The following is a 25,162-nucleotide window of genomic DNA, read 5'->3' on the forward strand; positions in this document are numbered from 1 at the left end:
ATGCATAACTAAAATTTGCTTAATCAACTAGGAGGTCGAAAACTGTGGCATTTGAATTTAAACTTCCGGATATCGGGGAAGGTATCCACGAAGGCGAAATCGTAAAATGGTTTGTTAAGCCGAACGACGAGGTAGAAGAAGACGATGTTCTGGCTGAAGTGCAAAATGATAAAGCAGTGGTAGAAATTCCTTCACCTGTTAAAGGAAAAGTATTAGAATTAAAAGTTGAAGAGGGAACAGTTGCAACTGTTGGACAAACGATTATTACGTTTGACGCACCTGGTTACGAAGATCTTCAATTTAAAGGAAGCCATGATTCAGGAGATGCGAAAACTGAAGCTCAAGTTCAGTCGTCTGCTGAAGCAGGGCAGGATATCTCTAAAGAAGAGACTCCTAAAGAGCCTGCAAAAGAAACCGGCGCAGGACAGCAGGACCAAGCGGAAGCTGATCCGAACAAACGCGTGATCGCGATGCCTTCCGTACGCAAATATGCCCGTGAAAAAGGCGTGGATATCCGTAAAGTAACAGGTTCAGGCAATAACGGACGTGTTGTAAAAGAAGATATCGACAGCTTTGCAAATGGAGGAGCGGCTCAAGAAGCGGCACCGCAAGAAACAGCTGCACCTCAGGAAACAGCTAAACCTGCAGCGGCTCAGGCTCCTGAAGGCGAATTCCCTGAAACACGCGAAAAAATGAGCGGTATCCGTAAAGCGATCGCGAAAGCAATGGTGAACTCTAAGCATACTGCACCGCACGTAACTCTTATGGATGAAGTTGACGTAACAAATCTTGTTGCTCACCGCAAACAGTTCAAACAAGTTGCTGCTGATCAAGGCATCAAGCTGACTTATCTGCCTTACGTCGTCAAAGCATTAACATCCGCTTTGAAAAAATTCCCTGTTTTAAACACATCTATTGATGATAAAACAGATGAAGTGATCCAAAAACATTACTTCAACATCGGAATTGCAGCGGATACCGAAAAAGGCCTGCTTGTGCCGGTAGTGAAAAATGCCGACCGTAAAGCCGTTTTCGAAATCTCTGATGAAATCAACAGCCTTGCTACAAAAGCGCGTGAAGGCAAGCTTGCACCTGCGGAAATGAAAGGCGCTTCTTGCACGATCACAAATATCGGTTCTGCCGGAGGCCAATGGTTCACACCGGTTATCAACCACCCAGAGGTTGCGATTCTCGGTATCGGCCGTATTGCTGAAAAAGCGATCGTCCGTGACGGTGAAATTGTAGCTGCTCCTGTCTTAGCTCTTTCTCTCAGCTTTGACCACCGTATGATTGACGGAGCAACTGCACAAAATGCGTTAAACCACATCAAGCGTTTACTGAACGATCCACAACTTATTTTAATGGAGGCGTAATGTTATGGTAGTAGGAGATTTCCCTATTGAAACAGATACTCTTGTGATTGGTGCGGGACCCGGCGGCTATGTAGCTGCCATCCGCGCTGCTCAGCTTGGACAAAAAGTAACAGTCGTTGAAAAAGCAACTCTTGGAGGCGTTTGTCTGAACGTCGGCTGTATTCCTTCAAAAGCGCTCATCAATGCAGGCCATCGTTACGAGAATGCAAAACATTCAGATGACATGGGAATCACTGCTGAGAACGTAACGGTTGACTTTACAAAAGTCCAAGAATGGAAAGCTTCTGTTGTAAATAAGCTTACCGGCGGTGTTGCAGGTCTTTTAAAAGGAAATAAAGTGGACGTTATAAAAGGGGAAGCTTATTTCGTAGACAGCAACTCTGTCCGTGTAATGGATGAGAACTCTGCGCAAACATACACATTTAAAAACGCAATCATTGCTACCGGTTCTCGCCCTATCGAATTGCCAAACTTCAAATATAGCGAACGCGTTCTGAACTCTACAGGCGCACTTGCGCTTAAAGAAATTCCGAAAAAGCTCGTTGTTATCGGCGGCGGATATATCGGTACTGAGCTTGGAACAGCGTATGCGAACTTCGGAACTGAATTGGTTATTTTAGAAGGCGGAGATGAAATTCTTCCTGGCTTCGAAAAACAAATGAGTTCTCTCGTTACCCGCAGACTGAAGAAAAAAGGCAACGTTGAAATCCATACAAGCGCCATGGCTAAAGGCGTTGAGGAAAGACCTGACGGCGTAACAGTTACATTCGAAGTAAAAGGCGAAGAAAAAACGGTTGATGCTGATTACGTATTAATCACTGTCGGACGCCGTCCGAACACTGATGAGCTCGGCCTTGAGCAAGTCGGTATCGAAATGACTGACCGCGGTGTCATTAAAACAGACAAGCAGTGCCGCACAAACGTACCGAACATTTACGCAATCGGTGACATCATTGACGGACCTCCATTGGCTCACAAAGCGTCTTACGAAGGTAAAATCGCTGCGGAAGCTATTTCAGGAGAGCCGGCTGAAATCGATTACCTCGGTATTCCGGCGGTTGTATTCTCTGAGCCTGAACTGGCTTCTGTCGGTTACACTGAAGCACAGGCGAAAGAAGAAGGCATTGAAGTCGTTGCAGCTAAGTTCCCGTTTGCAGCGAACGGACGTGCGCTGTCTCTTAACGAAACTGACGGCTTCATGAAGCTGATCACTCGTAAAGAAGACGGTCTTGTAATCGGTGCGCAAATTGCCGGCGCAAGCGCTTCTGACATGATTTCTGAATTGAGTCTGGCGATCGAAGGCGGAATGACTGCTGAAGATATCGCAATGACAATTCACGCTCACCCGACATTGGGCGAAATCACTATGGAAGCTGCCGAAGTAGCAATCGGAAGCCCGATCCATATCGTAAAATAATAATGTAACAAAGAAACAGCCCCCATTTGTAAAAGCGGGGGCTGTTTTTATTGTGCAAGCACATGCTGCATAGGTTTAATGATATCCTCTTTTTTCTTTACGGATCCCTCAATCTTCATGACCACATGCCGATGATTGATCACCATCAGCGCAGGGAACGTGTTGATTTCCTCTTCCCATCCCTTTCTGTTGTCATAAACCTTCATTTGATCGACATGATGGGGATACTTCTTTTCTAAATCAAGGATCGCATCGTAATAAGGCACTTCTTTATCTATATGATTTTCATCGGAAAAAAACAAAATTTGAGTGTGATGAATGCTGTCGATCCGGTTTTTTGTAAATGGACTGACAGTAGAAACCGAACAGCTTGACAGAACGAACAGCATCAAAAAAAAGGGAAACACCGTACGGTAGCGCATCTATCTTACTCCTCTGTTTTATATAATATATTGGTTCATCCATTGATAAGGACTATATCAAGTGTATCACGAGAGGTGAAAAACCTAAGGCTTGTTACTGAATTGTTATATAATTGAAACCGTTTTTAATGAAGAAATAATACGTGTGACAACTTGCGCAGCCGATGTGTAAAAAAGGCACATTGTTTTTCGTGAGAGCGCTGTTTTTTCGTTATACTGGGGGCAAAACCATATCAGGAGGGATTGTCATGTATAAAGCCGCTGCAGCCGTCATATGTATGTGCTTACTCGCCGGTTGCCAATCAAATGAAAAGATGCAAACAAACAAACCCCATTCTCAAGCCGCGGCCAATCGCGCCAAACGGGAAAACCACCATACAAAAGAGGAAAAACAGAAAAAACAAAAGGCGGAGCCCCGTTACTATATCAACCCGAAAAGTTTTTCTGTGGAAAAAATGGATGAACAGAAAGAGAAAAAACCGATCGCATTGGTAACGATCGATGACGCACCTGATCAGCATGCCGCTGAGATTGCGGACAAACTGCACGATCTCAATGCGTCAGCGATCTTTTTTGTAAACGGACATTTTTTGAAAAAAGATGAAAATAAGAAAGCGCTTAAGCATATTCATGAGTTAGGTTTTATGATCGGAAATCATACAATGACTCATCAAAACTTAAAAGATCTTTCCGAACAAAAACAACGGGAAGAAATCATTGGCGTCAATAAAGCGGTTGAAAAGGTAATAGGAGAGAAGCCCGCATTTTTCAGGGCGCCTTTCGGAAGCAATACAGACTACAGTGACAGACTTATAAAAAAAGAAGGTATGGTGAAAATGAACTGGACCTTCGGGTATGATTGGGATCAGAAATATCAATCCAAAAAAGCGCTTACCGATATCACACTGAACAGTCCTTATCTGCGGGACGGGGCCAACATATTGATGCATGACCGGAAATGGACGGCGGAAGCCATGCCGGACATTGTAAAAGGATTGCGTCATAAAGGATATACTGTGATTGACCCTCGAGCTATAAAAAGACCGTAAAAAATAAATGTGTTATACAATTTATCGGTTGACATATTAAATGTGACATAATAATATAATAACAACAAGTGAAAATTAAGCGTTTTCAAATTCTGAGAAATGGGGAATGACAGATGGGTACAATTGTTTGCCAAGACTGTAACGAAGCGATTCATTACTTTGAGGATGAGAAGGTCACGACGTTATACGGAACATGCTGCGGACAATGCCAGTGTCATCTTGAAGAAGAGTAAAAAGCGTAAAAAGGCCCGAAACGATTTCGTTTCGGGCTTCTTTATGTTTATTGGATGGCTTTTTGCTCTTTGATGACTCTGATCATTTCAAGCGTTGCATCTTCGGGACCCTGCACAGGAAGGCCGGCGTCCAAGTTTTTAAAAATGTAGCTGATATTTTCTTCAGTAATGATCTCACCCGGAATAAAGATCGGAATTCCCGGCGGGTACACCATGACAAACTCTGCGATGATCCGTCCCGCGGATTCTTTTAACGGAATGACTTCCGTATTTGCGTAAAACGCGTCTCTTGGCGTCATCGCTAACAGAGGAATTTCAGGAAGCAGAACTTCGGTTTGCTGATGAGCATAGTCATTGTCGGAAGCCTGTTTTGAAATGTCTGTAAGCGCGCTTACAAGACGGTCGGCATCTCCCGCTCTGTCTCCGGGGGTGAAAATACATAAAATATTATACAAATCGGACAGCTCGACTTCGATATTATATGATTCGCGGAGCCATTTTTCAACGTCATGGCCCGTCAGGCCGAGGTTTTTGACCGAAATGATTAATTTAGTCGGATCATAACTGAATGCAGCTTTAGACCCTGTGATTTCTTCGCCGACACAGCGGATGCCTTCAATTTGATTGAGGCGTTCCCGTGTCTGATCCGCCAGCAGAATCGTATCTTCAAGAAGATCGCGGCCTTCTGTAGCGAGGCGCTTTCTTGCGACATCCAGTGAAGCGAGAAGCAGATAGGATGTTGACGTTGTCGTCAGCATGCTTAAAATCGACTGTACTCTTTCTTTGGAAACAAGACCTTCTCTCACATTTAAAATGGAGCTCTGCGTCAGGGAGCCTCCCAATTTGTGCACGCTTGTGGCTGCCATATCAGCGCCCGCCTGCATGGCGGACAGAGGGAGCTTATCATGAAAATGAATATGCACGCCGTGCGCTTCATCGACAAGCACAGGCACATCGAAAGAATGCGCGAGCTTTACAATGCTGCTCAAGTCCGCTGCCACACCGAAGTACGTCGGATTTATGACAAGCAGGCCTTTTGCGTCAGGGTGCTCCGTCAAAGCCCGCTCTGCGGACTCAAGCGTAATGCCGTGAGAAATTCCGAGCTCATCGTCAATTTCCGGGTGTATAAAAATCGGCACCGCTCCGGAAAATACAATGGCCGACATAATGGATTTATGAACGTTTCTCGGGATGATGATTTTATCTCCGGGTCCGCATACGGCCATGACCATCGTCATAATGGCGCCGCTCGTCCCTTGTACGGAAAAGAAGGTATGGTCTGCGCCGAATGCTTCCGCGGCCAGATCCTGGGCTTCTTTAATGATGCCCTTTGGCGCATGTAAATCATCCAGAGGTTCGATATTAATTAAATCTATACTTAACGCGTTTTCTCCGATAAATTGTCTGAATTCCGGGTCCATTCCCGCGCCTTTTTTATGGCCCGGAATGTGGAATTGGACAGGCTGTCTGTCCGCGTGCTTTTTCAGTCCGCTGTACAGGGGTGTTTCATGTTGCGGCAATTGTTTTCCCACCTTTATCATAATACCTACGGATTAGTTTGTATTACATTCAGTTTTATTACCCGTTTTTTAAACGTAAAACAAATGAATTATATTATGAACTTGAAAGAAAGTAAAGAACAATTTATGATCTATGGAAGATGCTTATTTTGAGCATGATTATAAAGGAGTGAAGACATTTGGAATATCAATATCCGATGAATGAGGACTGGACGACAGAGGAGGCCGTGGATGTCATTGCTTTTTTTCAGCAGGTGGAAAACGCCTATGAAAAAGGAGCTGACCGGGACAGGCTTTTGAATGCGTACCGCCGCTTTAAAGAAATCGTTCCCGGGAAAGCGGAAGAAAAGAAAATCTGCAGCCAATTTGAAGCTGACAGCACCTATTCCCCTTATCGGACTGTGAAACAGGCGAAACAATCAGATCAAGCGATGATCAAAATGTAGACAAAGCGAGCCGGCAATCGGCCCGCTTTTTATGTTATGAGACTTTCTGAGTCAGTGTGTATAAAAAGGAAAGCTTCCTAAAAGCATCTTCAATGGTTTGCAGGAACTCATTGTTGTTCATGTTGATCACGTCTTCTTTTTGCAGCTGAATGCCGCACAAAAGCTCTGCTTTTTTCACTGTCTGCAGGCGTTCAAATAATGTTTTCAGCTGCTCCTGATCCATGTCGGACTGCTTGTACGCACCTGGCTTCGTATGATCCGGGGACCATACAAAATGACCGGGAATCTGTTTTGTGATGTCCTCCTGCTTCGCTTCCAGCAATCTGCCGTATTCCTCTTTTATCGGAGATTCATAAATGATGGCAAACCATACAAACATATGGGTGTCCCATAAACCGATCTGAAAGTGAGGGAGTTTCTTATACCCGCGTTTGCTGTTGGCAAAGGCAACCCAGCTGTCAGCCGGCGGGTTGACAGATCTTCTCGCGTGCTTGGCGACATGCGGGAACATTTCATCTCCTGTCAATGCTGACAATGTCGGTGCGAAATGCTCTCCTAACAAGGTCAGCTTTGGACGGACTTGTTCTTTTAACACCTCCATGCGCGGATCTAAACCTTCTATTGTAAATGTATCGAAGTCTTCTTTTGTAAAACGCATCTGAGTCATCTTTTTCCTCCTTATCGTAAGTATTCATATTTTACCACAGCCGCCGCCGGCCGCAAAAACATTGAGAACGTTTGAGCCGAGAGGATTGGTGGTAAAAAACGAATAGGTAAACACACAATTTTAAGAATGTTGTTACAGCCGAATATAAGTTTCCATACGATATAAGAAGTATCATTAATAAATTGGAAAAATGGGATGCTTTTTTAACAAATGATCTCTGGAAGGGGCGAAAGACAATGAGGCAAGTGGTGAAGGAAGGATTCAGGGAGGAAAAAAATAACCGTGTAGCTGTCTGGAGACTAGAGGTTGATTATGAATTGGCAACCCTGTATGAGGCCATGCAAAAAGAGAATGCGGATCAAATCGATCTCAGCAAAAGAAAACTGGAACGTCTCAGAAAAGAATGGATTCGGCTTAACGGATAAAGAATAGTAAAAACGAACCGCAGGAAATGGTTCGTTTTTACGTGAGAAGGCATTTTTTTCATTTTCCTTGCTTTTTCATCGCCTTTATCAGTATGCTATAGAATAAGCTATACATAGAAAAGAGGTACACGGTATGACAAATTGGACGGAAATTGATGATATCGCAAAAAAATGGGTAAAAGAAGCCGGAACGAGAATCAGACAATCCATGCAGGAAAGCTTGACGATTGAAACAAAATCAAATCCGAATGATTTAGTCACAAATATTGATAAAGAGACGGAACGCTTTTTCATTGACCGTATACAGGGAACTTTTCCCGGACACCGGATTCTCGGAGAAGAAGGGCAGGGAGATAAGCTCCGCTCCCTTGACGGAATCGTCTGGATTATTGATCCGATTGACGGAACGATGAATTTTGTCCATCAAAAGCGGCACTTCGCGATCTCCATCGGCATCTTTGAAGACGGAAAAGGCAAAATCGGCTTAATTTATGATGTGATGCAGGACGAGCTGTATCACGCATTCAGCGGAAAAGGAGCTTATCTGAACAATACGCCGCTTGCTCCTTTAAAAGAAGCTTCCATTGAAGAAGCCATTATTGCAATCAATGCCACATGGGTGACGGAAAACAGAAGGATTGACCCGAGTATTTTGGCGCCGCTCGTAAAACGGGTCAGAGGAACGCGTTCCTACGGTTCGGCGGCACTTGAGCTGGCCAGTGTTGCGGCCGGCCGCATTGACGCATACATTACGATGAGGCTCGCGCCGTGGGATTACGCTGCCGGCTGCGTGCTGCTGAACGAAGTCGGGGGCATTTACACGACCACAGACGGCGAACCGTTTACGTTTTTAGACAACCACAGCGTGCTTGCGGGCAATCCGGCAATACATAAAATTATCTTTGACGACTATTTACATGCTGACAGGTAGAGATTTTGAAGAAGAAGATCTCGGTTTTCTGGAGCAGCTGGCGGCATCACACCCGGTGTGGAAAAACGAAGAGTTCGGAACAAAAAATGCGGCGGAGTTTATGCTTGCATACTCCATGTACAATGGAACGTGGCTCGTATGGGAGATTGACGGCGCTCCTGCCGCCGTCAGTTTTCATTTGGAATGGGCCCCTTCAAACGGAAAACCGTGGCTCGGAACCGTTGCCGTCGCTCCGGAGGCAAAAGAGAAAGGAATCGGACGCGCGGTCATTGAAGAGATTGCGGGCCGGCTGAGAGGGGAGCATAAAGCAATGTTTTCAGCCGTTCCCCTGGACAGGCAGGGATGGGTTTTGTTTTTAAGCCAATGCGGCTTTGAACAGCTCAAGCTTGAAAAAGACGATCGGGAAAAGACATATATGATCATGGTGAAGCCATTGTGAAATGTTTCAGATATAAAAAAGAGACCGGATTTCTCCGGTCTCTTTTCTTGTTTACAAGCCGACCGCATTCCAGGCCGCTTCTACGCTTGCAGCGTCTTGAGAGCCGTAAAGGTCCCGCGCTGATTGAATCAAAGCTGCTTTTGCATCTTTAAAGTTTGATGACGGAGTGAGATATACCGTCAGTGCGCGATAGTAAATCTGCTCCGCTTTTTTCACGCCGATTTTTGTAATCGTGTTGTAAGCGGCTTTGTTCGGAATTCCGCTGTTTGTATGCACGCCGCCGTAGTCGCCGGCATCAGTGTTCGGAAGGTTTCGATAATTTTTGTAATGGTCGGGCTGTCCGTATTTTGTCGGAGTGGATAAACTGCGGAGAGCCGGCTGGCTGACCGTAATATCTTCACCGATATCCCAGTCCTCAGTATCGTTGAAGTATCCGAATACATCAGAGAAGGATTCGTTTAAAGCGCCCGGCTGATTTTCATAGTTCAGGTTGGCTGTTTCCTGTGTAACACCATGTGTCATTTCATGGGCCGTTACGTCCATTGAACCGGAAAGAGGCGAGAAGAATGAGCCGTCACCGTCACCGTAAATCATTTGGTCGCCGATCCAGGCCGCGTTATTGTATTTGCTGCCGTAATGAACGGAAGATACGATTTTGCCGCCTTTATTGTCGTAGCTGTTGCGTTTAAACGTCTGATAGAAATAATCGTACACTTTGCCGAGATTGTAATGCGCATCAACGGCAGCGCGCTGAGAAGAAGTTGTGAACTGGTTTGTAGTGCTTGATACGAGCGTGCCCGGCAGGTTATATTGTCGGTTTTGCAGATCGTACGTAATAATTTGCGTTCCAGTAGGTTTAGAAAGATCACGCATTACATATTTGCCGCTTTCAGAAGAAATATTTAATGAGACCGTTTTTCCTTTAAGAGTCGTACCTGTTCCGGTTGCAGCGGCATGCTCCACTTTGTTTTGCTTTTTCAGGACTTTCCCTGTTTCCGCATCAACGGTTACTTCCCAGTTAGCTGGTTCCGGTTCGATGTAGCGGATGGTTACATCATAGGCGAGGCGGTATTTACCGTCTTTTGTGGCCGCTGCTTTCAGCTCGGCTTTGTTTTTGTTTGCAACGTTGCCGTTAGAGACGGCTTCAGGTGATTTGCCGATTGCTTTAAAAGCATGATCCAGCGCCTGATTTGCAGATAATTTTTTGCTGTTTGCCGTTTTGGCAGAAGCATCGTTGTTTAATTCACCGTTAATCGCATAGACATTGTTGGATTTATCGACGTGAATAATGACTTGTGAGTCTTTCACAGGCACACCGTTAACGACAGGCACATAACGGAAATGCTTGTAGCCGAGATCATCAGTCGTGTGGTCAATCAGCTTCAGTCTCTCAGAAGGGTTGCCTTTGAAGACTTTGCCGTTTTGTTTCAAGTATTGCTTGATTGCTTTGTCACTGACTGAAGGCAATTCAGATTGCACCAAAGAATGCTTCGGCACAAAGTTCGTCAGGTTTTCTTTAAGCTGAGGATTCTCAGCGGCCTGAACACCCGGAAGACTGATGGTTAAACTCATAAAGGAAGCGGCGACAGCAACAGACAATTTCTTACCTAAACCCACAATAAATCCCCCTTTTTGAAAATAATGAAAACTTATATTGTTATAATAAACCAGCATTCTCTCATTCTGCAATATAAAACTAGACTCCGCTGATGAATTGATAGAATCGTCCCGGAAAGGCTTCCGTCGGCCAGCATCGGGGGATAAGCCGAGAGGCACGTGTTGAATCAGACATGAGTCGAATGATGCGATTTATTCTGAAAAAAATGACAAATGAAGTCGGGAAAAATGATAGGGGAAAAATGTTCCGATCTGTAAAACTTTTTTTATAGCCGTTTGTCTAAACGGGTGAGGCCTTAATAAACGAAAAGATTGTTTCAGATGTCAGAGATTTTCAGTCATTTTATTCAGCATTTCGACAAATATTTCAAGAGCTGTCTTACGAAGAGATTGCTGATGTTTTGGACTGGAGTCTTTCGAAGGTGAAGAGCACCCTGTACAGGGCAAGAATGCAGCTGAAACAGCACTTGGCGGAAAAAAGGAAGGACGGACAGATATGACTTGCTGTTTAGTGAGAGATTTACTCCCTTTATATATTGAAGGCGATTGTGAAACAGAAACGGAGCGGTTTATTTCCCGCCATCTTGAATCATGCGGTAAGTGCGGGAGTTTATATCATATGATGAAGGAGCCGCTTGACCTCGGCAGCCCTGAGATGAAGGCGCCAGCTTGTTATGCAGAAGAAGAAAGGCGGTTTAAGGAACGGTATTACGGGAAACTGCTGATAAAAGCAGCCTGTATGTTCGGCGCTGTTTTCTTTATCATGCTGATCCTTAAACTGCTGATTTAAAAAAACGCCCGGCTGAATGACCGGGCGTTTTAATCCGTTTACTCAGCCGGATGAAAGGCTGTATAAATGCCTTCAAGTAATTCCTGGGGCAGTGAATTAAAGAATCCGGCACACAGCTTTGCTTCTTTTTTTCCTGCTCCTGCTTTTTCAGCAAGGTCCTGATCAAACGTAAACACACCGTCTTCTTCAATCAGCGCAGATTGAAGGATATGAAGACTTTGGGAAAAAGCGGTGAACAGCTGATCAACGATAAGGGCCTCTTTTTCCGTAAAGCCGAGCTCCACCGCTTTTTCTTTATTAAATGTATATTCGCCGTCCGTTTTCTCAATACATTGGGAAAGAACGGTTAAAAACTCGGTTGAACTGTCCCACAGCTTTTGAATGATCTGGGCTTGTTCTTGATCTAATCCCAATTCAACCGCTTTTTCACCGTCAAAATAATAGACACCGTCTTTTTCGTAAATCGATTGGCTGATGATGTCAATGAGTTTTGCCGCGTCTTCCGGTGTTTTCTCTGCGGAAGCCTGCAGGACATGCGGTTCATTTGCCTGGATCGTTTTTGCGCCGGCAGAATCAAGCGGACTGAATGCAAGCAAGGCGGCTGAGGCGGTTGCGGCGGCAGTTACAGCGGTTTTCTTCAAAAAAGATGTTTTCATTTCGTTCTCTCCTTGTCATGTGTATTTGCTTACAGCCACAAGTATAAAAAGTCAATGATGGAATTGATATAGGAGGTATGGTATTTTCTGCATAACGATGCCGGACTATTTCAGACTTCATTTTCTGAGGGAATCTGCTGATGTAACTAGAGTGGGGGCCGTCATTTCCGGCTTCCTGACTAGGCGGCGGGGGAGATAAGCCTTACATCTAAAGCCTGTTTTGAGGATGTAAAAAAGCCTGAATCTTTGATTCAGGCTTCATTAGATATTGTGCTTTTCATGTTTACGGAATTTTGCAAAGGGTCATGCTTTTAATCAAGCAGTCCCTGTTCGCGCATTTTTTTCTTTACGGTGAAACCGCTTCCCATCATGGCGATAACGAGAACAATGCTTCCGATGATGCCCCATGCGCTTTTCTCAGCGATTGATACGCCGATCAGCATCATGCTGAAGACTGCTGCGAATGCAAATAATAATAAGAGCCAATTCAATTTTTTCATATTTCCATCCCCTTTAACGTCATACTTTCAGTTTACAGAAAAACGTAACGCTTTTAAAGAGGATGTGTGGTATAATATGAAAGTTATCTAATTTTTTTAGGAGATGAAAATGTGAAACTTCGAAACGATCTTCGCAACATCGCGATTATTGCCCACGTTGACCATGGGAAAACGACTTTGGTAGACCAATTGCTTCACCAAGCCGGAACATTCCGTGCCAACGAAAATATTGCCGAACGCGCAATGGATTCAAACGATCTTGAACGTGAACGCGGTATTACAATTCTTGCGAAAAATACTGCGATTAACTATAAAGATACACGCATTAATATTTTGGACACTCCGGGACACGCCGACTTCGGCGGAGAGGTAGAACGGATTATGAAAATGGTTGACGGCGTTCTGTTAGTCGTTGACGCATATGAAGGCTGCATGCCGCAAACCCGTTTCGTACTGAAAAAAGCCCTTGAGCAGAACTTAAATCCGGTTGTCGTCGTAAACAAAATCGACCGTGATTTCGCCCGTCCGGAAGAAGTCATTGATGAAGTGCTTGATTTGTTCATCGAGCTTGACGCAAACGAACAACAGCTTGAGTTCCCTGTCGTCTACGCTTCTGCGATTAACGGAACGGCAAGTCTGGACCCGAAAAAGCAGGACGAAAATATGGAATCACTGTATGAAACGATTCTTGAACATGTCCCTGCCCCGGTAGATAACGCTGAAGAGCCTCTTCAATTCCAAGTGGCGCTGCTTGATTACAATGATTATGTCGGCCGTATCGGTATCGGACGCGTTTTCCGCGGCACGATGAAAGTGGGTCAGCAGGTTTCATTGATGAAACTTGACGGAACGGTAAAATCATTTCGCGTAACGAAAATCTTCGGTTTCCAAGGATTGAAACGCGTGGAAATTGAAGAAGCGAGAGCGGGAGACCTCGTTGCCGTTTCGGGCATGGAAGACATCAACGTCGGTGAAACGGTTTGTCCGGCTGACCACCATGAGCCGCTGCCGGTTCTGCGCATTGATGAGCCTACGCTTCAAATGACATTTGTTGTAAACAACAGCCCGTTTGCAGGCCGTGAAGGCAAATATGTCACAGCCCGCAAAATTGAAGAGCGTCTGAACGCGCAGCTTCAAACAGACGTCAGTCTTCGTGTCGAACCGACTGCATCACCTGACGCATGGGTTGTTTCAGGACGCGGTGAGCTTCACCTGTCCATTTTAATTGAAAACATGCGCCGTGAAGGCTATGAGCTTCAAGTGTCTAAACCTGAAGTTATCATTAAGGAAATCGACGGCGTAAGCTGCGAGCCTGTTGAGCGCGTACAGATTGACGTGCCTGAAGAGCATACCGGTTCTGTTATGGAATCAATGGGTGCGAGAAAAGGCGAAATGCTTGATATGATTAATAACGGAAACGGCCAGGTCCGCCTGATCTTTACCGTACCTTCACGCGGACTCATCGGCTATTCTACTGAGTTTCTGTCACTGACACGCGGGTTCGGTATCCTGAACCACACGTTTGACAGCTATCAGCCGATGCAAAAAGGCCAAGTCGGAGGCCGACGTCAGGGTGTGCTCGTTTCCATGGAAAACGGAAAAGCGACATCTTACGGAATTCAAGGTATTGAAGACCGCGGCGTCATCTTCGTTGAGCCTGGAACAGAAGTATATGAAGGCATGATTGTCGGCGAACATAACCGTGACAATGACCTTGTCGTCAATGTCAGCAAAATGAAACAGCAGACAAACGTCCGTTCCGCTACGAAGGATCAAACGACTACGATTAAGAAAGCGCGCATTATGTCGCTTGAAGAATCACTCGAGTACTTAAACGAAGATGAATACTGTGAAGTAACGCCGGAATCCATCCGTTTAAGAAAGAAAATCTTGAATAAAAACGAACGTGAAAAAGCGGCGAAAAAGAAAAAAACAGCAGGAATGTCTTAATCACTTGCAGAATTTGAAGAGGTAGAACCCGAACGGAAAAGGGGAGGGGGATCCTTTTGAATGAAGTAAGTGAACGGCTGTCGTTCTTTGCGGCTCTTTACCAAGTGGATGAGCATCCGCTGACGGGAATGTGGCTGTTATACGGAACGATCGTCGTGCTTTCAGTGATTGTATTTAAACTCGGCTTTGCCAAACGGCTGCCGGTGTTGAAGGCTGCGGCAGTTTATCTCTTTCTCGTGCTCGGCTGCACCGTACTGACTTTTTTCGGTGTGTTTCTGCCGGTCGGAGAAGGGCTTGTTGTCGCCGCCTTGATTTTGATCGTTTACAAAATCCGTCTGCACCAGTCCAAAAAAAGCCAGTCAGCTAAACCGCAATAAAAAAATGACCTTGCCTTCCGGCGGGTCATTTTTTATTCGGTTTATTTTTTTAGTTTATCTTTTTTCGCTTTTTGTCCGGGATGAAAGGAAAAGTGTCCAGTATTCAGCCGCGCCTCCGTTTTGACTTTGATTCGGTCATGGCATTCCCGGCACATATATGTATGAATCGGACGATTGCGGAGGCGTTTGGCTGTCAGTGTTTCATCATCAATTTGTTCGATTTTGTCGCAAATGGAACATTTTACTCTCATTGATTTTTCACCTCTTTCACTATGACAAGCATTATATCATGGATGCCCCTCCTGCCAAAGGGAAAGAAAGCAGCGCCCTTCCTTTGGAGCGGGCGCTGCTTTTTACCGGCGGTTTTTCATATGATGATCCGATTGATCGTTCTGTTCGTTCTGCAACTTGTTCTGGTCTCTTTGGTTCAGCTGATCATCATTCGATTGAGTCGGTGATTCTTTTTCATTGTCGGTCACATCATTCGGGACTTCCGGCATGACACGACCGACGATGGCGGCAAGTTCGTCCAAAATGCCTGAAACGGGGCGGCCGGCCTTAATGTCGCTGCCCATGCCTCTCAGGCGGGAAACCGTATCAGGATCAGCAACGACAACGGCATTGGCACCGTAAGGATCGTTTTTTAACGCCTGGGCAACCGTGTATTTAATGCTCTCCACTTTGCTTCTTTCTAAATTGTCATCCACATCGATACCGACAACGGAGTATCTTCCGAGTACAACCGCGGTGGCATCTGAAATGCCGGGGATTTTTTCGGTTACCTCGACGAGATGCTTAGCGATGTCTGTCCGGCCGGGATTTTCAGCTGTCTCAGGAGCCGTATTTTTCACATGGATCGGTTTTGCATCGCGCTGATCGGCTGATTCGTTCTGAATATTGCGGCCGCGGCCGTCCTGTACAGCAGTGCAGCCGGTAAGGATAAACAAGGCTTGTATGATAATGAAAAGAATTCGCACGTCAGATTTCCTCCTTGAATGCTTTCATTTATTTTATTGTTGAATTAACCTTCTATCTTTATGCACCAAATCATATATTTTAGCAGGCATCCCCGTTATTCGCGGAAAGAGAAGCACACGATGGGCTTTGATCCTTATTTCAGGAGGCTGAGACTTGAGTAAAATTTATGTGTTAGATACGAATGTACTTTTGCAGGATCCTAACGCCATTTTTTCCTTTGAAGAAAACGAAGTTGTCATCCCCGCCGTCGTGCTGGAAGAGGTCGATTCAAAAAAGCGGTATATGGACGAGGTCGGGAGAAATGCGAGGCACGTATCTAAGCTGATAGACGGGCTCAGGGAGAAAGGAAGGCTGCACGAAAAAGTTCCGCTTGAAAGCGGAGGAACGCTCAGAATTGAACTGAACCACCGGTCGTTTCACCAGCTCCAAGAAATTTTTATCGAAAAAACGAATGATAACCGCATTTTGGCGGTGGCAAAAAATTTAAGCCTTGAGGAGGAAACGAAAGAAAACGGCCGCCTCGTCATCCTGGTCAGCAAAGATGTGCTTGTCAGGGTAAAGGCGGATGCCATCGGGCTTTTGGCGGAGGACTTTTTAAACGACAGAGTCGTTGACCATGATGAAATATATAGCGGGTACAAAGATATATTTATGAATAAAGAGCGGTTTGCCTCGTTTTATAAAAACAAACAAATTTCAGTCAAGGAGCTTCAGCAGCATCAGGTTTATCCGAATCAATTTGTGCTGATGAAAGATGAATTAGGAGGATCTTCGTCTGCGGTCGGCATGACAGATAAGAAAGGCGAGACCGTAAAAAGACTCGTTTTCGATGATGAGCACGTATGGGGTATCAGGCCGAAGAACGTCCAGCAGACAATGGCGCTTGAGCTCCTGCTGAGGGAAGATATCCCGCTTGTCACCCTGATCGGAAAAGCGGGAACGGGTAAAACCTTGCTTGCTCTCGCGGCAGGGCTTCTGCAGACGGAGGATCTCGGGATTTATAAAAAACTGATCGTCGCGCGTCCCATCGTCCCGGTGGGAAAGGATATCGGATATTTGCCGGGCGAAAAAGAGGAAAAGCTCAAGCCGTGGATGCAGCCGATCTTTGATAATCTTGAATTTTTATTCAATGCGAAAAAGCCGGGTGAACTTGAAGCGATTTTGGCAGGAATCGGATCGATTCAGGTGGAGGCGCTGACATACATTCGGGGAAGAAGCATTCCGGATCAGTTTATTATTATTGATGAGGCTCAGAATTTGACGAGGCACGAGGTCAAAACGCTTTTGACTCGGGTGGGAGAGGGCAGCAAAATTGTCCTGATGGGCGATCCGGAGCAAATAGATCACCCATACTTAGACAGTTTAAACAACGGACTTGCTTATGTTGTAGAACGGTTTAAAGAACAAACCGTCTCCGGCAGCGTGAAGCTTGTGAAAGGTGAGAGATCCGGCCTTGCACAGCTTGCCGCCGATTTGTTATAAAACTTCGATTTCTGTGACGCCCGTTATCGGTTTTTCAAAGTCTCCGTCCACGTAAAAATGGACCGGGCCGCCGTCTTGAAGGGGTTTCCCCGCATCGCTGAAATGCGCGATTGCGTCCATCGCCTTTTCGAGCGGCACTTCGGTTCTTTCTGATTTTGAAATAAATGCGCACAGGACAGCGCTTTCTTTCGGCTCGGCATTTGCTAAAACAGCGCCGAGCTTCATGGCGAAGCTGCCGTTCATCAGTCTTTCTTTTTCATAACGTTTTTCGCTTTTTAAAGTCGGCGGCGAAATGCGCCCTTCTCTGATCACCCGTTCCGGATCAAGCGTATGCTCCTGGGTTTCTGCAGAGCCGTCCGGATGAACGGGCTGATTTTTTTCAAACGGAAACTTGCGGTCATCGAAAATCCAGACACTCGGATCAATTGTAATCGGGTATGTAACATTGCCTTTTACTTGAATAACGCTCATGGTGAAGCCCCCCTTTACTTAAAGTATAAAAGTTTTCGCATGAATTGTCACTTTGCGTCGCAAATTAGATGTATACAACGGCAGCGAAGTGAGGATGATCGACATGGTATGCCGGCATTACCAAGAGCTGGACGCATTAGTTCAGGAAGCGAAAAAAAGAACTGAAGAAGGCAAAGTGGCAGACTATATTCCGGCTCTGGCTGAATCTGAACAAGACAGCCTTTCGGTCACAATTTATCATGCGGAAAATACATGTCTGACGGCAGGAGACGCCGACCGGACATTTACACTGCAGAGCATTTCAAAAGTGCTTTCTCTGGCGCTCGTACTGATGGATTACGGAAAGGAAAAGGTGTTCAGCTGCGTGGGTCAGGAGCCGACCGGCGACCCGTTTAATTCCATGATTAAGCTTGAAACAGTGAATCCGGGCAAGCCTTTAAATCCGATGATTAATGCAGGGGCTCTCGTCGTTACGGGCTTAATTAAAGGGCATTCGCCGAAAGACCGCCTGGATTACCTGCTCGGATTCATCAGAAGACTTGCGAATAATCAGGACATTACATATTGCAGCCATGTCGCGGAATCGGAATTCAGTTCATCCATGATTAATCGGGCCATGTGTTATTACATGAAGCAGTATGACATTTTTAAAGGCGATGTTGAAGAGGTCATGGATTTGTATACAAAACAGTGCGCGATTAAGATGAGCAGTCTGGATTTAGCCAAAATCGGCTGTGTATTCGCCCTTGACGGCAAGCACCCGGAAACCGGGGAGCAGGTCATTAAAAAAGATGTGGCGAGAATCTGCAAGACGTTTATGGTGACATGCGGCATGTACAATGCGAGCGGGGAATTCGCAATCAAGGTTGGCATTCCCGCTAAAAGCGGCGTTTCGGGAGGAATCATGGGCATTTCGCCGTACAACTTCGGAATCGGTATATTCGGCCCGGCGCTTGATGAAAAAGGCAACAGCATCGCGGGTGTGAAGCTTTTGGAAATCATGTCTGAGAAATACAGGCTGAGTATTTTTTGAAACATTTTTTATCATAACATCTGCTTAAATCCTCTTGCAATTTCACCTGATACCCTTTATGATAAATAGAAGAATTAGGTACTCGCCTGGGGAACGGAGGGATACTTTTGGCTTCAGAGATTATAGTTGACCATCAGCAGAAAGCATTCGAGCTGTTAAAGTTAGATGCTGAGAAGATTTTGAAGCTGATCCGAGTACAAATGGATAACTTAACGATGCCTCAATGTCCTCTGTATGAAGAGGTCTTGGATACTCAGATGTTCGGACTGTCGAGGGAAATCGATTTTGCTGTCCGCCTGGGATTAGTTGACGAAAACGACGGCAAAGAGCTGCTGGACAGACTTGAAAGAGAACTGTCTGCTTTGCATGACGCGTTTACAGGAAAATAAATGATCAAACTCAAACTATTCAACGGTTTGGGTTTTTTTATAACCGTAAACCGTTTTTTTGCATCTTCTTTTCGTAAGACGGTCTCTTAATCTGCATTTCATCCGAAAAACTATAAAGAAACTGCGTAAATTGTTTATGAATTATAGTAAAATATAATACGCTATAGGTATTAAACGTAAGCTTTAAGCAGGAAAGAGGATGTTATGTTTAAAAGAATGTTAAAATCTTACGATTATTCATTGATATGCGCTATCATTCTGCTGTGCTGTTTCGGATTGGTAATGGTATACAGCTCAAGCATGATTACCGCCGTTATGCGTTACGGCGTGAGCAGCGACTATTTCTTTAAACGGCAGCTGTTCGCCGTCATCGCGGGGTTTGTGCTGTTTATCATCGCGGCCGTTTTTCCGTACAAAGTGTTCGCCCATCAAAAGATTCAGAAATTCATACTGCTTGCGTCAGTGGCTGCGCTTTGCGCGCTGTTTGTTTTCGGACATGTTGCCGGAAACGCGCAAAGCTGGTTTAAAATCGGCGGAATGGCCATTCAGCCGGGGGAATTTGTCAAGCTGACCCTGATACTGTACCTTGCCGCGGTATACGCAAAGAAACAAAGCTACATCGATCAGCTTTTGACGGGGGTTGCTCCGCCGGTGATCGTCACCGTAGTTATTTGTGCGCTTATCGCCATTCAGCCCGACTTCGGAACGGCAATGATTATCGGTCTGATCGCGTTTTGCGTCATTATGTGTTCGGGATTCAGCGGAAGGACCCTGCTCAGGCTGGTTCTCATGGCGGGAATCGTATTGCTCCTTGTCAGCCCGATCATCTATCTGAAATGGGACGATATTTTGACACCCGGTCGTATGAGCCGGTTTGAAAGCCTTGAAAATCCATTTAAATACGCCAGCACATCAGGCCTGCAGATTATAAATTCGTATTATGCGATCGGCTCAGGCGGTTTTTTCGGTCTCGGTCTTGGAGAAGGCATTCAAAAATACGGTTATCTGCCTGAATCGCATACAGACTTTATTATGGCGGTTATTTCAGAGGAGCTCGGCATTTTCGGCGTCCTGTTTGTCATTGTACTGCTGGCTTTTGTCGTGTTAAAAGGTTTTTATATTGCGAGAAAATGTGAAGATCCGTTCGGGAGCCTTTTGGCAATCGGGATATCCAGCATGATTGCGATTCAGACTTTTATCAATCTCGGCGGTGTCAGCGGCTTAATTCCGATTACAGGTGTTCCGCTGCCGTTTATCAGCTACGGGGGCTCATCAATGTTGTTGTTATTAATGAGCGCCGGTATATTGGTGAATGTCAGCATGCATGTCAAGTACTCAGAAAAGAAGAAAAAGAGGGAGCCCGTTCCGTCTAAGGGGGTAAAAAGACGGCAGACGGAAAAATCTGTGTATCTCTAAAAAACAAGTGTATACACAGAACGGATATTCCTTTATTATAAACTACATATTTATTAGGCCAAGGGGGAGAAAAGTTTGTCACAACAATCCATCCAAAAAGTGTTAGTAGCAAACAGGGGAGAAATTGCGATCCGGATTTTCCGGGCGTGCACAGAATTGAACATCAGAACGGTAGCCGTTTATTCAAAAGAAGATTCGGGCTCCTATCATCGCTATAAAGCGGATGAAGCTTATCTTGTGGGAGAAGGCAAAAAACCGATTGATGCGTATCTTGATATTGAAGGGATTATTGAGATCGCAAAAAGAAACGGTGTTGATGCCATTCATCCGGGCTACGGATTTCTCTCTGAAAATATCCAATTTGCGAGACGCTGTGAAGAAGAGGGCATCGTATTTATCGGACCGACGTCAGCGCATTTGGATATGTTCGGAGATAAGGTAAAGGCGAGGGAGCAGGCAGAAAAAGCCGGCATCCCCGTTATTCCGGGGAGTGACGGACCGGCTGAAACATTAAAAGATGTCGAACAATTCGCAAAAGTCCACGGATTTCCGTTTATTATTAAAGCATCGCTCGGAGGCGGAGGCCGCGGAATGAGAATCGTCCGAAGTGAAAGCGAATTGAAAGAATCGTTTGAGCGGGCCAAATCAGAAGCGAAAGCCGCATTCGGAAACGATGAAGTGTATGTTGAAAAACTGATCGAAAATCCTAAGCATATTGAAGTTCAGGTGATCGGAGATAAAGAAGGCAATGTCGTCCATCTGTATGAGCGGGACTGTTCCGTTCAGAGACGCCATCAAAAGGTCATTGAGGTGGCGCCGAGTGTATCTTTGCAGCCTGAATTAAGGGACGAAATCTGTGAAGCGGCTGTGGCGCTTGCGAAAAATGTCGGCTATATCAACGCGGGGACCGTGGAATTTCTCGTAGCGGGCGGTGAATTTTACTTTATTGAAGTGAACCCGCGCGTGCAAGTGGAGCATACGATTACGGAAATGATAACGGGGGTTGATATCGTTCAGACGCAAATCCTCGTCGCGCAGGGCTACGGACTCCACAGCCGTGCCGTCAATATCCCTGAGCAGAAAGACATTTTTACAAACGGGTATGCGATACAATCACGTGTGACCACTGAAGATCCGCTGAATGACTTTATGCCTGACACGGGTAAAATTATGGCTTACCGCTCAGGCGGCGGCTTCGGCGTCCGCCTTGATACGGGAAACAGCTTCCAGGGCGCCGTCATTACGCCTTACTATGATTCACTGCTCGTCAAGCTGTCGACATGGGCGCTGACGTTTGAACAGGCATCAGCAAAAATGGTCCGCAACCTGCAGGAATTCCGGATCAGAGGCATTAAGACCAATATTCCGTTTCTTGAAAACGTGGCAAAGCATGAAAAATTCCTGACGGGCCAATACGACACATCGTTTATCGACACAACGCCTGAGCTGTTTGTTTTCCCAAAACAGAAGGACCGCGGAACAAAAATGCTTTCCTATATCGGCAATGTCACGGTGAACGGTTTTCCGGGAATCGGGAAAAAAGAAAAACCTGCATTTGATAAGCCTCAGACCGTTACGTTAGGTATCGAAGAAAAGCCGGCAAGCGGTACGAAACAGATCCTTGACGAAAGAGGCGCTAAGGGGCTTGCTGACTGGGTGAAAGAGCAAAAATCCGTGCTCCTGACCGATACAACGTTCAGGGATGCCCATCAGTCTCTGCTTGCAACCCGGATCAGATCCAATGATTTGAAAAAAATCGCGAATCCTACGGCTGCCCTGTGGCCTGAACTGTTCAGCCTTGAAATGTGGGGAGGCGCGACATTTGATGTAGCGTACCGTTTCTTAAAAGAAGACCCTTGGAAACGCCTTGAAGATCTTCGCAAAGAAGTGCCGAACACATTGTTCCAGATGCTCCTTCGTTCATCAAATGCCGTCGGTTATACAAACTATCCGGACAATGTCATCCAAAAATTTGTCCGGCAGTCAGCGGAGTCAGGTATTGACGTATTCCGGATCTTTGACAGCCTGAACTGGGTAAAAGGGATGACGCTGGCCATCGATGCCGTCCGTGAAACCGGAAAAGTGGCGGAGGCTGCGATTTGTTACACGGGAGATATTCTTGATAAGACCCGGACGAAATATGATTTGAAATATTATCTTTCTATGGCGAAAGAGCTTGAGGCGTCTGGTGCGCACATTCTCGGTATTAAAGACATGGCCGGTCTTTTGAAACCTCAAGCCGCATACGAACTTATCTCAGCGCTGAAGGAAACGATTGATATTCCCGTTCATCTTCACACGCATGATACGAGCGGCAATGGCGTCTTTCTCTATGCCAAAGCTGTTGAAGCGGGTGTGGACATCGTGGATGTCGCCGTCAGCTCAATGGCGGGTCTGACTTCACAGCCGAGCGCAAGCGGATTTTATCATGCCCTTGAAGGAAACAGCCGCCGTCCTGAAATGGATGTCCGGCAGGTGGAAAGACTGTCGCAATACTGGGAATCCGTCCGTCAGTATTACAGTGAATTTGAAAGCGGGATGAAGTCTCCGCATACTGAGATTTATAATCATGAAATGCCGGGCGGCCAGTACAGTAATCTGCAGCAGCAGGCAAAAGGAGTCGGCCTGGGTGATCGCTGGAATGAGGTGAAAGACATGTACAGCGTCGTCAACCGCATGTTCGGCGACGTCGTGAAAGTAACACCTTCTTCCAAAGTCGTCGGAGATATGGCGCTTTACATGGTGCAAAACAATTTAACAGAACAAGATGTTTATGATAAAGGCGAAACGCTTGATTTTCCGGATTCAGTCGTTGAGCTCTTTAAAGGGCAGATCGGCCAGCCGCACGGCGGATTTCCGGAAAAACTGCAAAAGCTCGTTCTGAAAGGACAGACGCCGATCACGGTAAGACCGGGTGAGCTGCTTGAACCGGTATCTTTTGAAGGCATTAAAGAAGAATGGAAAGAAACACATCAGATGGAATTGAGTGATCAGGACGCAATCGCGTATGCTCTTTATCCGAAGGTGTTTACTGAATATGTTAAAACGGCTGAACGCTTCGGTGATATTTCCGTATTAGACACACCGACTTTCTTCTACGGCATGACACTTGGTGAAGAAATCGAAGTGGAGATCGAGCGCGGAAAAACGCTGATCGTGAAGCTTGTATCTATCGGTGAACCGCAGCCGGATGCGACACGTGTCGTTTATTTCGAATTGAACGGCCAGCCGCGCGAGGTGGTCATTAAAGATGAAAGCATTAAATCGTCCGTACAGGAAAAATTAAAAGCAGATCGGACAAACCCAAGCCACATTGCGGCATCCATGCCGGGAACCGTCATTAAATTGTTAACGGAAACCGGGGCAAAGGTGAATAAAGGCGATCATCTGATGATTAATGAAGCGATGAAAATGGAAACGACGGTACAGGCGCCGTTCTCCGGGACGATACAGCAGATTCATGTGAAAAACGGTGAACCGATTCAGACAGGCGATTTACTGATCGAAATTGAAAAAGCGTAAAAAATGAACATGAAAAAACCTGATCCGCCCCCGTGTGCGATCAGGTTTTTTATATGTAAAAAGGCCGAAGCTCTAATGCTTCGGCCTTTTCTGTGCCTCAGATGTTCCGTTGTTTTGATTCATAGCGGAAGCGGGCGATTAATAATAAGAAATAGCATAAGACGCCGAACAGGCCGGCAATAAAGAGCGAATGGGCAAGTGCAAAGCCGGTGGCCATTTCTGAATAAACAACCATGATTCCGGAGAGCGCCTGTAATACAACAAAGGCAAGAGCCGCTATCCAGCCCCCAAGAATCTGTTTTTGATCTTTGTAGGAGCGCACCGCATGCGCAAAAGCGACAAGAATCCATACGAACAGAAGCAGCGCTGCCGTTCTGTGGCCCATCTGCACCCATTCCTGAAAATGAGACGGAAGCCCGTGGTTCAGCCTGCTGCAAAGCGGAACGTCAGGGCAGGCAAGGCTTGATTTCGTATGGCGCACATAAGCTCCCGTATAAACGACGATATACGTGTAAATCGAAAGGCCGATCATATGAAACTGCATTTTCCTGCCGATTCTGAGCGGCTTGACGAGCTTTTTGTCTGATTTATCAGCTTCGAATATGAGCAGCGTCAAAATCAGAACAGAAGCGAATGAAATCAGCGATATGCCGAAATGAAGCGCCATAACGAGCGCATTTGATCCGAAAACAACCGCTAATGCGCCGAGAAGCGCCTGTAAAAACAAAAAGATAATGGACATAATGGCGAGAAAGGTTGTTTCACGGAAAACAGGCGTGACTTTTCTCCATGCCCAAAAAGCGAGACTCAGCACGAGAACGATTGAGACACCGCTTGCGAGTCTGTGGCTCCATTCAATGATAGAAGCGGCGTTAAGCTCCGGGAAAAACCGGCCGTGGCAAAGCGGCCACTGCCTTCCGCATCCGAGACCCGATCCTGTCTTTGTGACAAGAGCGCCGCCGATCAGCACGACGAGCATAACGAATGTCGTCAGCACGCCGAGCGCTTTCAAAGCTTTATTCATTTTACATTCACCTTCTTAACAAACTGGACAAAATG

General features: G+C 45.9%; 26 protein-coding genes and 1 pseudogene. 17 read left to right on the forward strand and 10 right to left on the reverse strand.

The features are described from left to right. Positions 1–44 precede the first annotated feature (44 nt). The gene (pdhC, locus tag BXO87_RS03670) at positions 45–1,373 is read left to right on the forward strand and encodes a pyruvate dehydrogenase complex dihydrolipoyllysine-residue acetyltransferase (RefSeq protein WP_007611173.1); all 1,329 of its coding nucleotides are present in this window, start codon (positions 45–47) and stop codon (positions 1,371–1,373) included. A gap of 4 nt (positions 1,374–1,377) precedes the next feature. Continuing rightward, positions 1,378–2,790, forward strand: coding sequence for a dihydrolipoyl dehydrogenase (gene lpdA, locus BXO87_RS03675; RefSeq protein ID WP_007409663.1), 1,413 nt, complete (start codon positions 1,378–1,380; stop codon positions 2,788–2,790). Between the two features lie 47 nt (positions 2,791–2,837). Here lpdA and BXO87_RS03680 read toward each other — a convergent pair whose 3' ends face one another. Then, positions 2,838–3,212 (reverse strand): hypothetical protein, encoded by a 375-nt coding sequence (locus BXO87_RS03680; RefSeq protein ID WP_038457893.1) that lies wholly within the window; start codon positions 3,210–3,212, stop codon positions 2,838–2,840. Between the two features lie 248 nt (positions 3,213–3,460). Between BXO87_RS03680 and BXO87_RS03685 the strand changes: the two genes are divergently transcribed. Together BXO87_RS03685 and BXO87_RS03690 are read left to right on the forward strand one after the other, a co-directional pair. After that, positions 3,461–4,261, forward strand: a complete 801-nt coding sequence (locus BXO87_RS03685) for a polysaccharide deacetylase family protein (protein ID WP_038457895.1) — start codon at positions 3,461–3,463, stop codon at positions 4,259–4,261. Between the two features lie 113 nt (positions 4,262–4,374). Beyond that, entirely contained in the window at positions 4,375–4,494 is a 120-nt protein-coding gene (locus BXO87_RS03690) for a GapA-binding peptide SR1P (protein WP_003154518.1), read from the forward strand. A gap of 47 nt (positions 4,495–4,541) precedes the next feature. Here the strand turns inward: BXO87_RS03690 and BXO87_RS03695 are convergent, their stop codons facing one another. After that, positions 4,542–6,014, reverse strand: a complete 1,473-nt coding sequence (locus BXO87_RS03695) for an aminotransferase class I/II-fold pyridoxal phosphate-dependent enzyme (protein ID WP_015239787.1) — start codon at positions 6,012–6,014, stop codon at positions 4,542–4,544. A gap of 179 nt (positions 6,015–6,193) precedes the next feature. Here BXO87_RS03695 and BXO87_RS03700 point away from each other — a divergent pair, with 179 nt between their 5' ends. Further along, positions 6,194–6,460 carry a UPF0223 family protein gene (locus BXO87_RS03700; protein WP_038457897.1) on the forward strand — a complete coding sequence of 89 codons (267 nt, stop codon included), beginning with the start codon at positions 6,194–6,196 and terminating at the stop codon, positions 6,458–6,460. 34 nt (positions 6,461–6,494) lie between these two features. Here the strand turns inward: BXO87_RS03700 and BXO87_RS03705 are convergent, their stop codons facing one another. Next, positions 6,495–7,127 carry a DUF1054 domain-containing protein gene (locus BXO87_RS03705; RefSeq protein WP_007409668.1) on the reverse strand — a complete coding sequence of 211 codons (633 nt, stop codon included), beginning with the start codon at positions 7,125–7,127 and terminating at the stop codon, positions 6,495–6,497. A gap of 236 nt (positions 7,128–7,363) precedes the next feature. Here BXO87_RS03705 and BXO87_RS03710 point away from each other — a divergent pair, with 236 nt between their 5' ends. From BXO87_RS03710 to BXO87_RS03725, 3 genes are all read left to right on the forward strand, one after another. Then, complete coding sequence (locus BXO87_RS03710; RefSeq protein WP_007409669.1) at positions 7,364–7,552, forward strand: hypothetical protein; 189 nt, start codon at positions 7,364–7,366, stop codon at positions 7,550–7,552. A 133-nt stretch (positions 7,553–7,685) separates the two neighbouring features. Next, positions 7,686–8,483, forward strand: coding sequence for an inositol-1-monophosphatase (gene suhB / locus BXO87_RS03720; RefSeq protein WP_017417710.1), 798 nt, complete (start codon positions 7,686–7,688; stop codon positions 8,481–8,483). Further along, positions 8,470–8,922, forward strand: coding sequence for a GNAT family N-acetyltransferase (locus BXO87_RS03725; protein WP_038457898.1), 453 nt, complete (start codon positions 8,470–8,472; stop codon positions 8,920–8,922). Before suhB ends, BXO87_RS03725 begins: the two co-directional genes overlap by 14 nt. Before the next feature lie 51 nt (positions 8,923–8,973). Here BXO87_RS03725 and BXO87_RS03730 read toward each other — a convergent pair whose 3' ends face one another. Further along, complete coding sequence (locus BXO87_RS03730) at positions 8,974–10,539, reverse strand: M4 family metallopeptidase (RefSeq protein ID WP_032874795.1); 1,566 nt, start codon at positions 10,537–10,539, stop codon at positions 8,974–8,976. Positions 10,540–10,904: 365 nt separating this feature from the next. On the opposite strand from BXO87_RS03730, the pseudogene BXO87_RS03735 reads away from it, so the two are divergent. Together BXO87_RS03735 and BXO87_RS03740 are read left to right on the forward strand one after the other, a co-directional pair. Beyond that, a pseudogene (locus tag BXO87_RS03735) lies at positions 10,905–11,039 on the forward strand (RNA polymerase sigma factor); the annotation flags it as partial. Beyond that, positions 11,036–11,329 carry an anti-sigma factor family protein gene (locus BXO87_RS03740; RefSeq protein WP_007611188.1) on the forward strand — a complete coding sequence of 98 codons (294 nt, stop codon included), beginning with the start codon at positions 11,036–11,038 and terminating at the stop codon, positions 11,327–11,329. The pseudogene BXO87_RS03735 and the gene BXO87_RS03740, both read left to right, overlap by 4 nt. Positions 11,330–11,367: 38 nt before the next feature. Here the strand turns inward: BXO87_RS03740 and BXO87_RS03745 are convergent, their stop codons facing one another. Both BXO87_RS03745 and BXO87_RS03750 read right to left on the reverse strand, forming a co-directional pair. Continuing rightward, a complete protein-coding gene (locus tag BXO87_RS03745) occupies positions 11,368–11,985 on the reverse strand; it encodes a hypothetical protein (protein ID WP_038457901.1) in 618 nt (205 codons plus the stop codon). Between the two features lie 311 nt (positions 11,986–12,296). Beyond that, positions 12,297–12,485 (reverse strand): YlaF family protein, encoded by a 189-nt coding sequence (locus BXO87_RS03750; RefSeq protein ID WP_003154504.1) that lies wholly within the window; start codon positions 12,483–12,485, stop codon positions 12,297–12,299. Positions 12,486–12,596: 111 nt separating this feature from the next. Between BXO87_RS03750 and typA the strand changes: the two genes are divergently transcribed. After that, positions 12,597–14,435 (forward strand): translational GTPase TypA, encoded by a 1,839-nt coding sequence (gene typA, locus BXO87_RS03755; protein WP_007409675.1) that lies wholly within the window; start codon positions 12,597–12,599, stop codon positions 14,433–14,435. A gap of 56 nt (positions 14,436–14,491) precedes the next feature. Then, entirely contained in the window at positions 14,492–14,812 is a 321-nt protein-coding gene (locus BXO87_RS03760; protein ID WP_007611192.1) for a YlaH-like family protein, read from the forward strand. 41 nt (positions 14,813–14,853) lie between these two features. Here BXO87_RS03760 and BXO87_RS03765 read toward each other — a convergent pair whose 3' ends face one another. Next, positions 14,854–15,063 carry a YlaI family protein gene (locus BXO87_RS03765; protein ID WP_007409677.1) on the reverse strand — a complete coding sequence of 70 codons (210 nt, stop codon included), beginning with the start codon at positions 15,061–15,063 and terminating at the stop codon, positions 14,854–14,856. A gap of 102 nt (positions 15,064–15,165) precedes the next feature. After that, positions 15,166–15,789 (reverse strand): YhcN/YlaJ family sporulation lipoprotein, encoded by a 624-nt coding sequence (locus tag BXO87_RS03770; protein ID WP_012117484.1) that lies wholly within the window; start codon positions 15,787–15,789, stop codon positions 15,166–15,168. 154 nt (positions 15,790–15,943) lie between these two features. Between BXO87_RS03770 and BXO87_RS03775 the strand changes: the two genes are divergently transcribed. Then, entirely contained in the window at positions 15,944–17,272 is a 1,329-nt protein-coding gene (locus BXO87_RS03775; protein WP_007409679.1) for a PhoH family protein, read from the forward strand. Here the strand turns inward: BXO87_RS03775 and BXO87_RS03780 are convergent. Continuing rightward, positions 17,267–17,743 (reverse strand): hypothetical protein, encoded by a 477-nt coding sequence (locus BXO87_RS03780; RefSeq protein WP_007409680.1) that lies wholly within the window; start codon positions 17,741–17,743, stop codon positions 17,267–17,269. The genes BXO87_RS03775 and BXO87_RS03780 overlap by 6 nt on opposite strands. Before the next feature lie 103 nt (positions 17,744–17,846). Here BXO87_RS03780 and glsA point away from each other — a divergent pair, with 103 nt between their 5' ends. From glsA to pyc, 4 genes are all read left to right on the forward strand, one after another. Then, positions 17,847–18,776 carry a glutaminase A gene (gene glsA, locus BXO87_RS03785; RefSeq protein WP_038457903.1) on the forward strand — a complete coding sequence of 310 codons (930 nt, stop codon included), beginning with the start codon at positions 17,847–17,849 and terminating at the stop codon, positions 18,774–18,776. Positions 18,777–18,883: 107 nt separating this feature from the next. Further along, a complete protein-coding gene (locus BXO87_RS03790; RefSeq protein WP_003154494.1) occupies positions 18,884–19,165 on the forward strand; it encodes an Fpa/YlaN family protein in 282 nt (93 codons plus the stop codon). A gap of 204 nt (positions 19,166–19,369) precedes the next feature. Then, entirely contained in the window at positions 19,370–20,581 is a 1,212-nt protein-coding gene (locus BXO87_RS03795; RefSeq protein WP_015239798.1) for an FtsW/RodA/SpoVE family cell cycle protein, read from the forward strand. A gap of 75 nt (positions 20,582–20,656) precedes the next feature. Next, positions 20,657–24,103 (forward strand): pyruvate carboxylase, encoded by a 3,447-nt coding sequence (gene pyc / locus BXO87_RS03800; RefSeq protein WP_038457904.1) that lies wholly within the window; start codon positions 20,657–20,659, stop codon positions 24,101–24,103. Between the two features lie 97 nt (positions 24,104–24,200). Here pyc and ctaA read toward each other — a convergent pair whose 3' ends face one another. Beyond that, positions 24,201–25,127, reverse strand: a complete 927-nt coding sequence (gene ctaA / locus BXO87_RS03805; protein WP_007611205.1) for a heme A synthase CtaA — start codon at positions 25,125–25,127, stop codon at positions 24,201–24,203. Between the last annotated feature and the right edge of the window lie 35 nt (positions 25,128–25,162).

This window comes from Bacillus sp. GZB (assembly GCF_001975995.1).
GTDB lineage: Bacteria > Bacillota > Bacilli > Bacillales > Bacillaceae > Bacillus > Bacillus velezensis.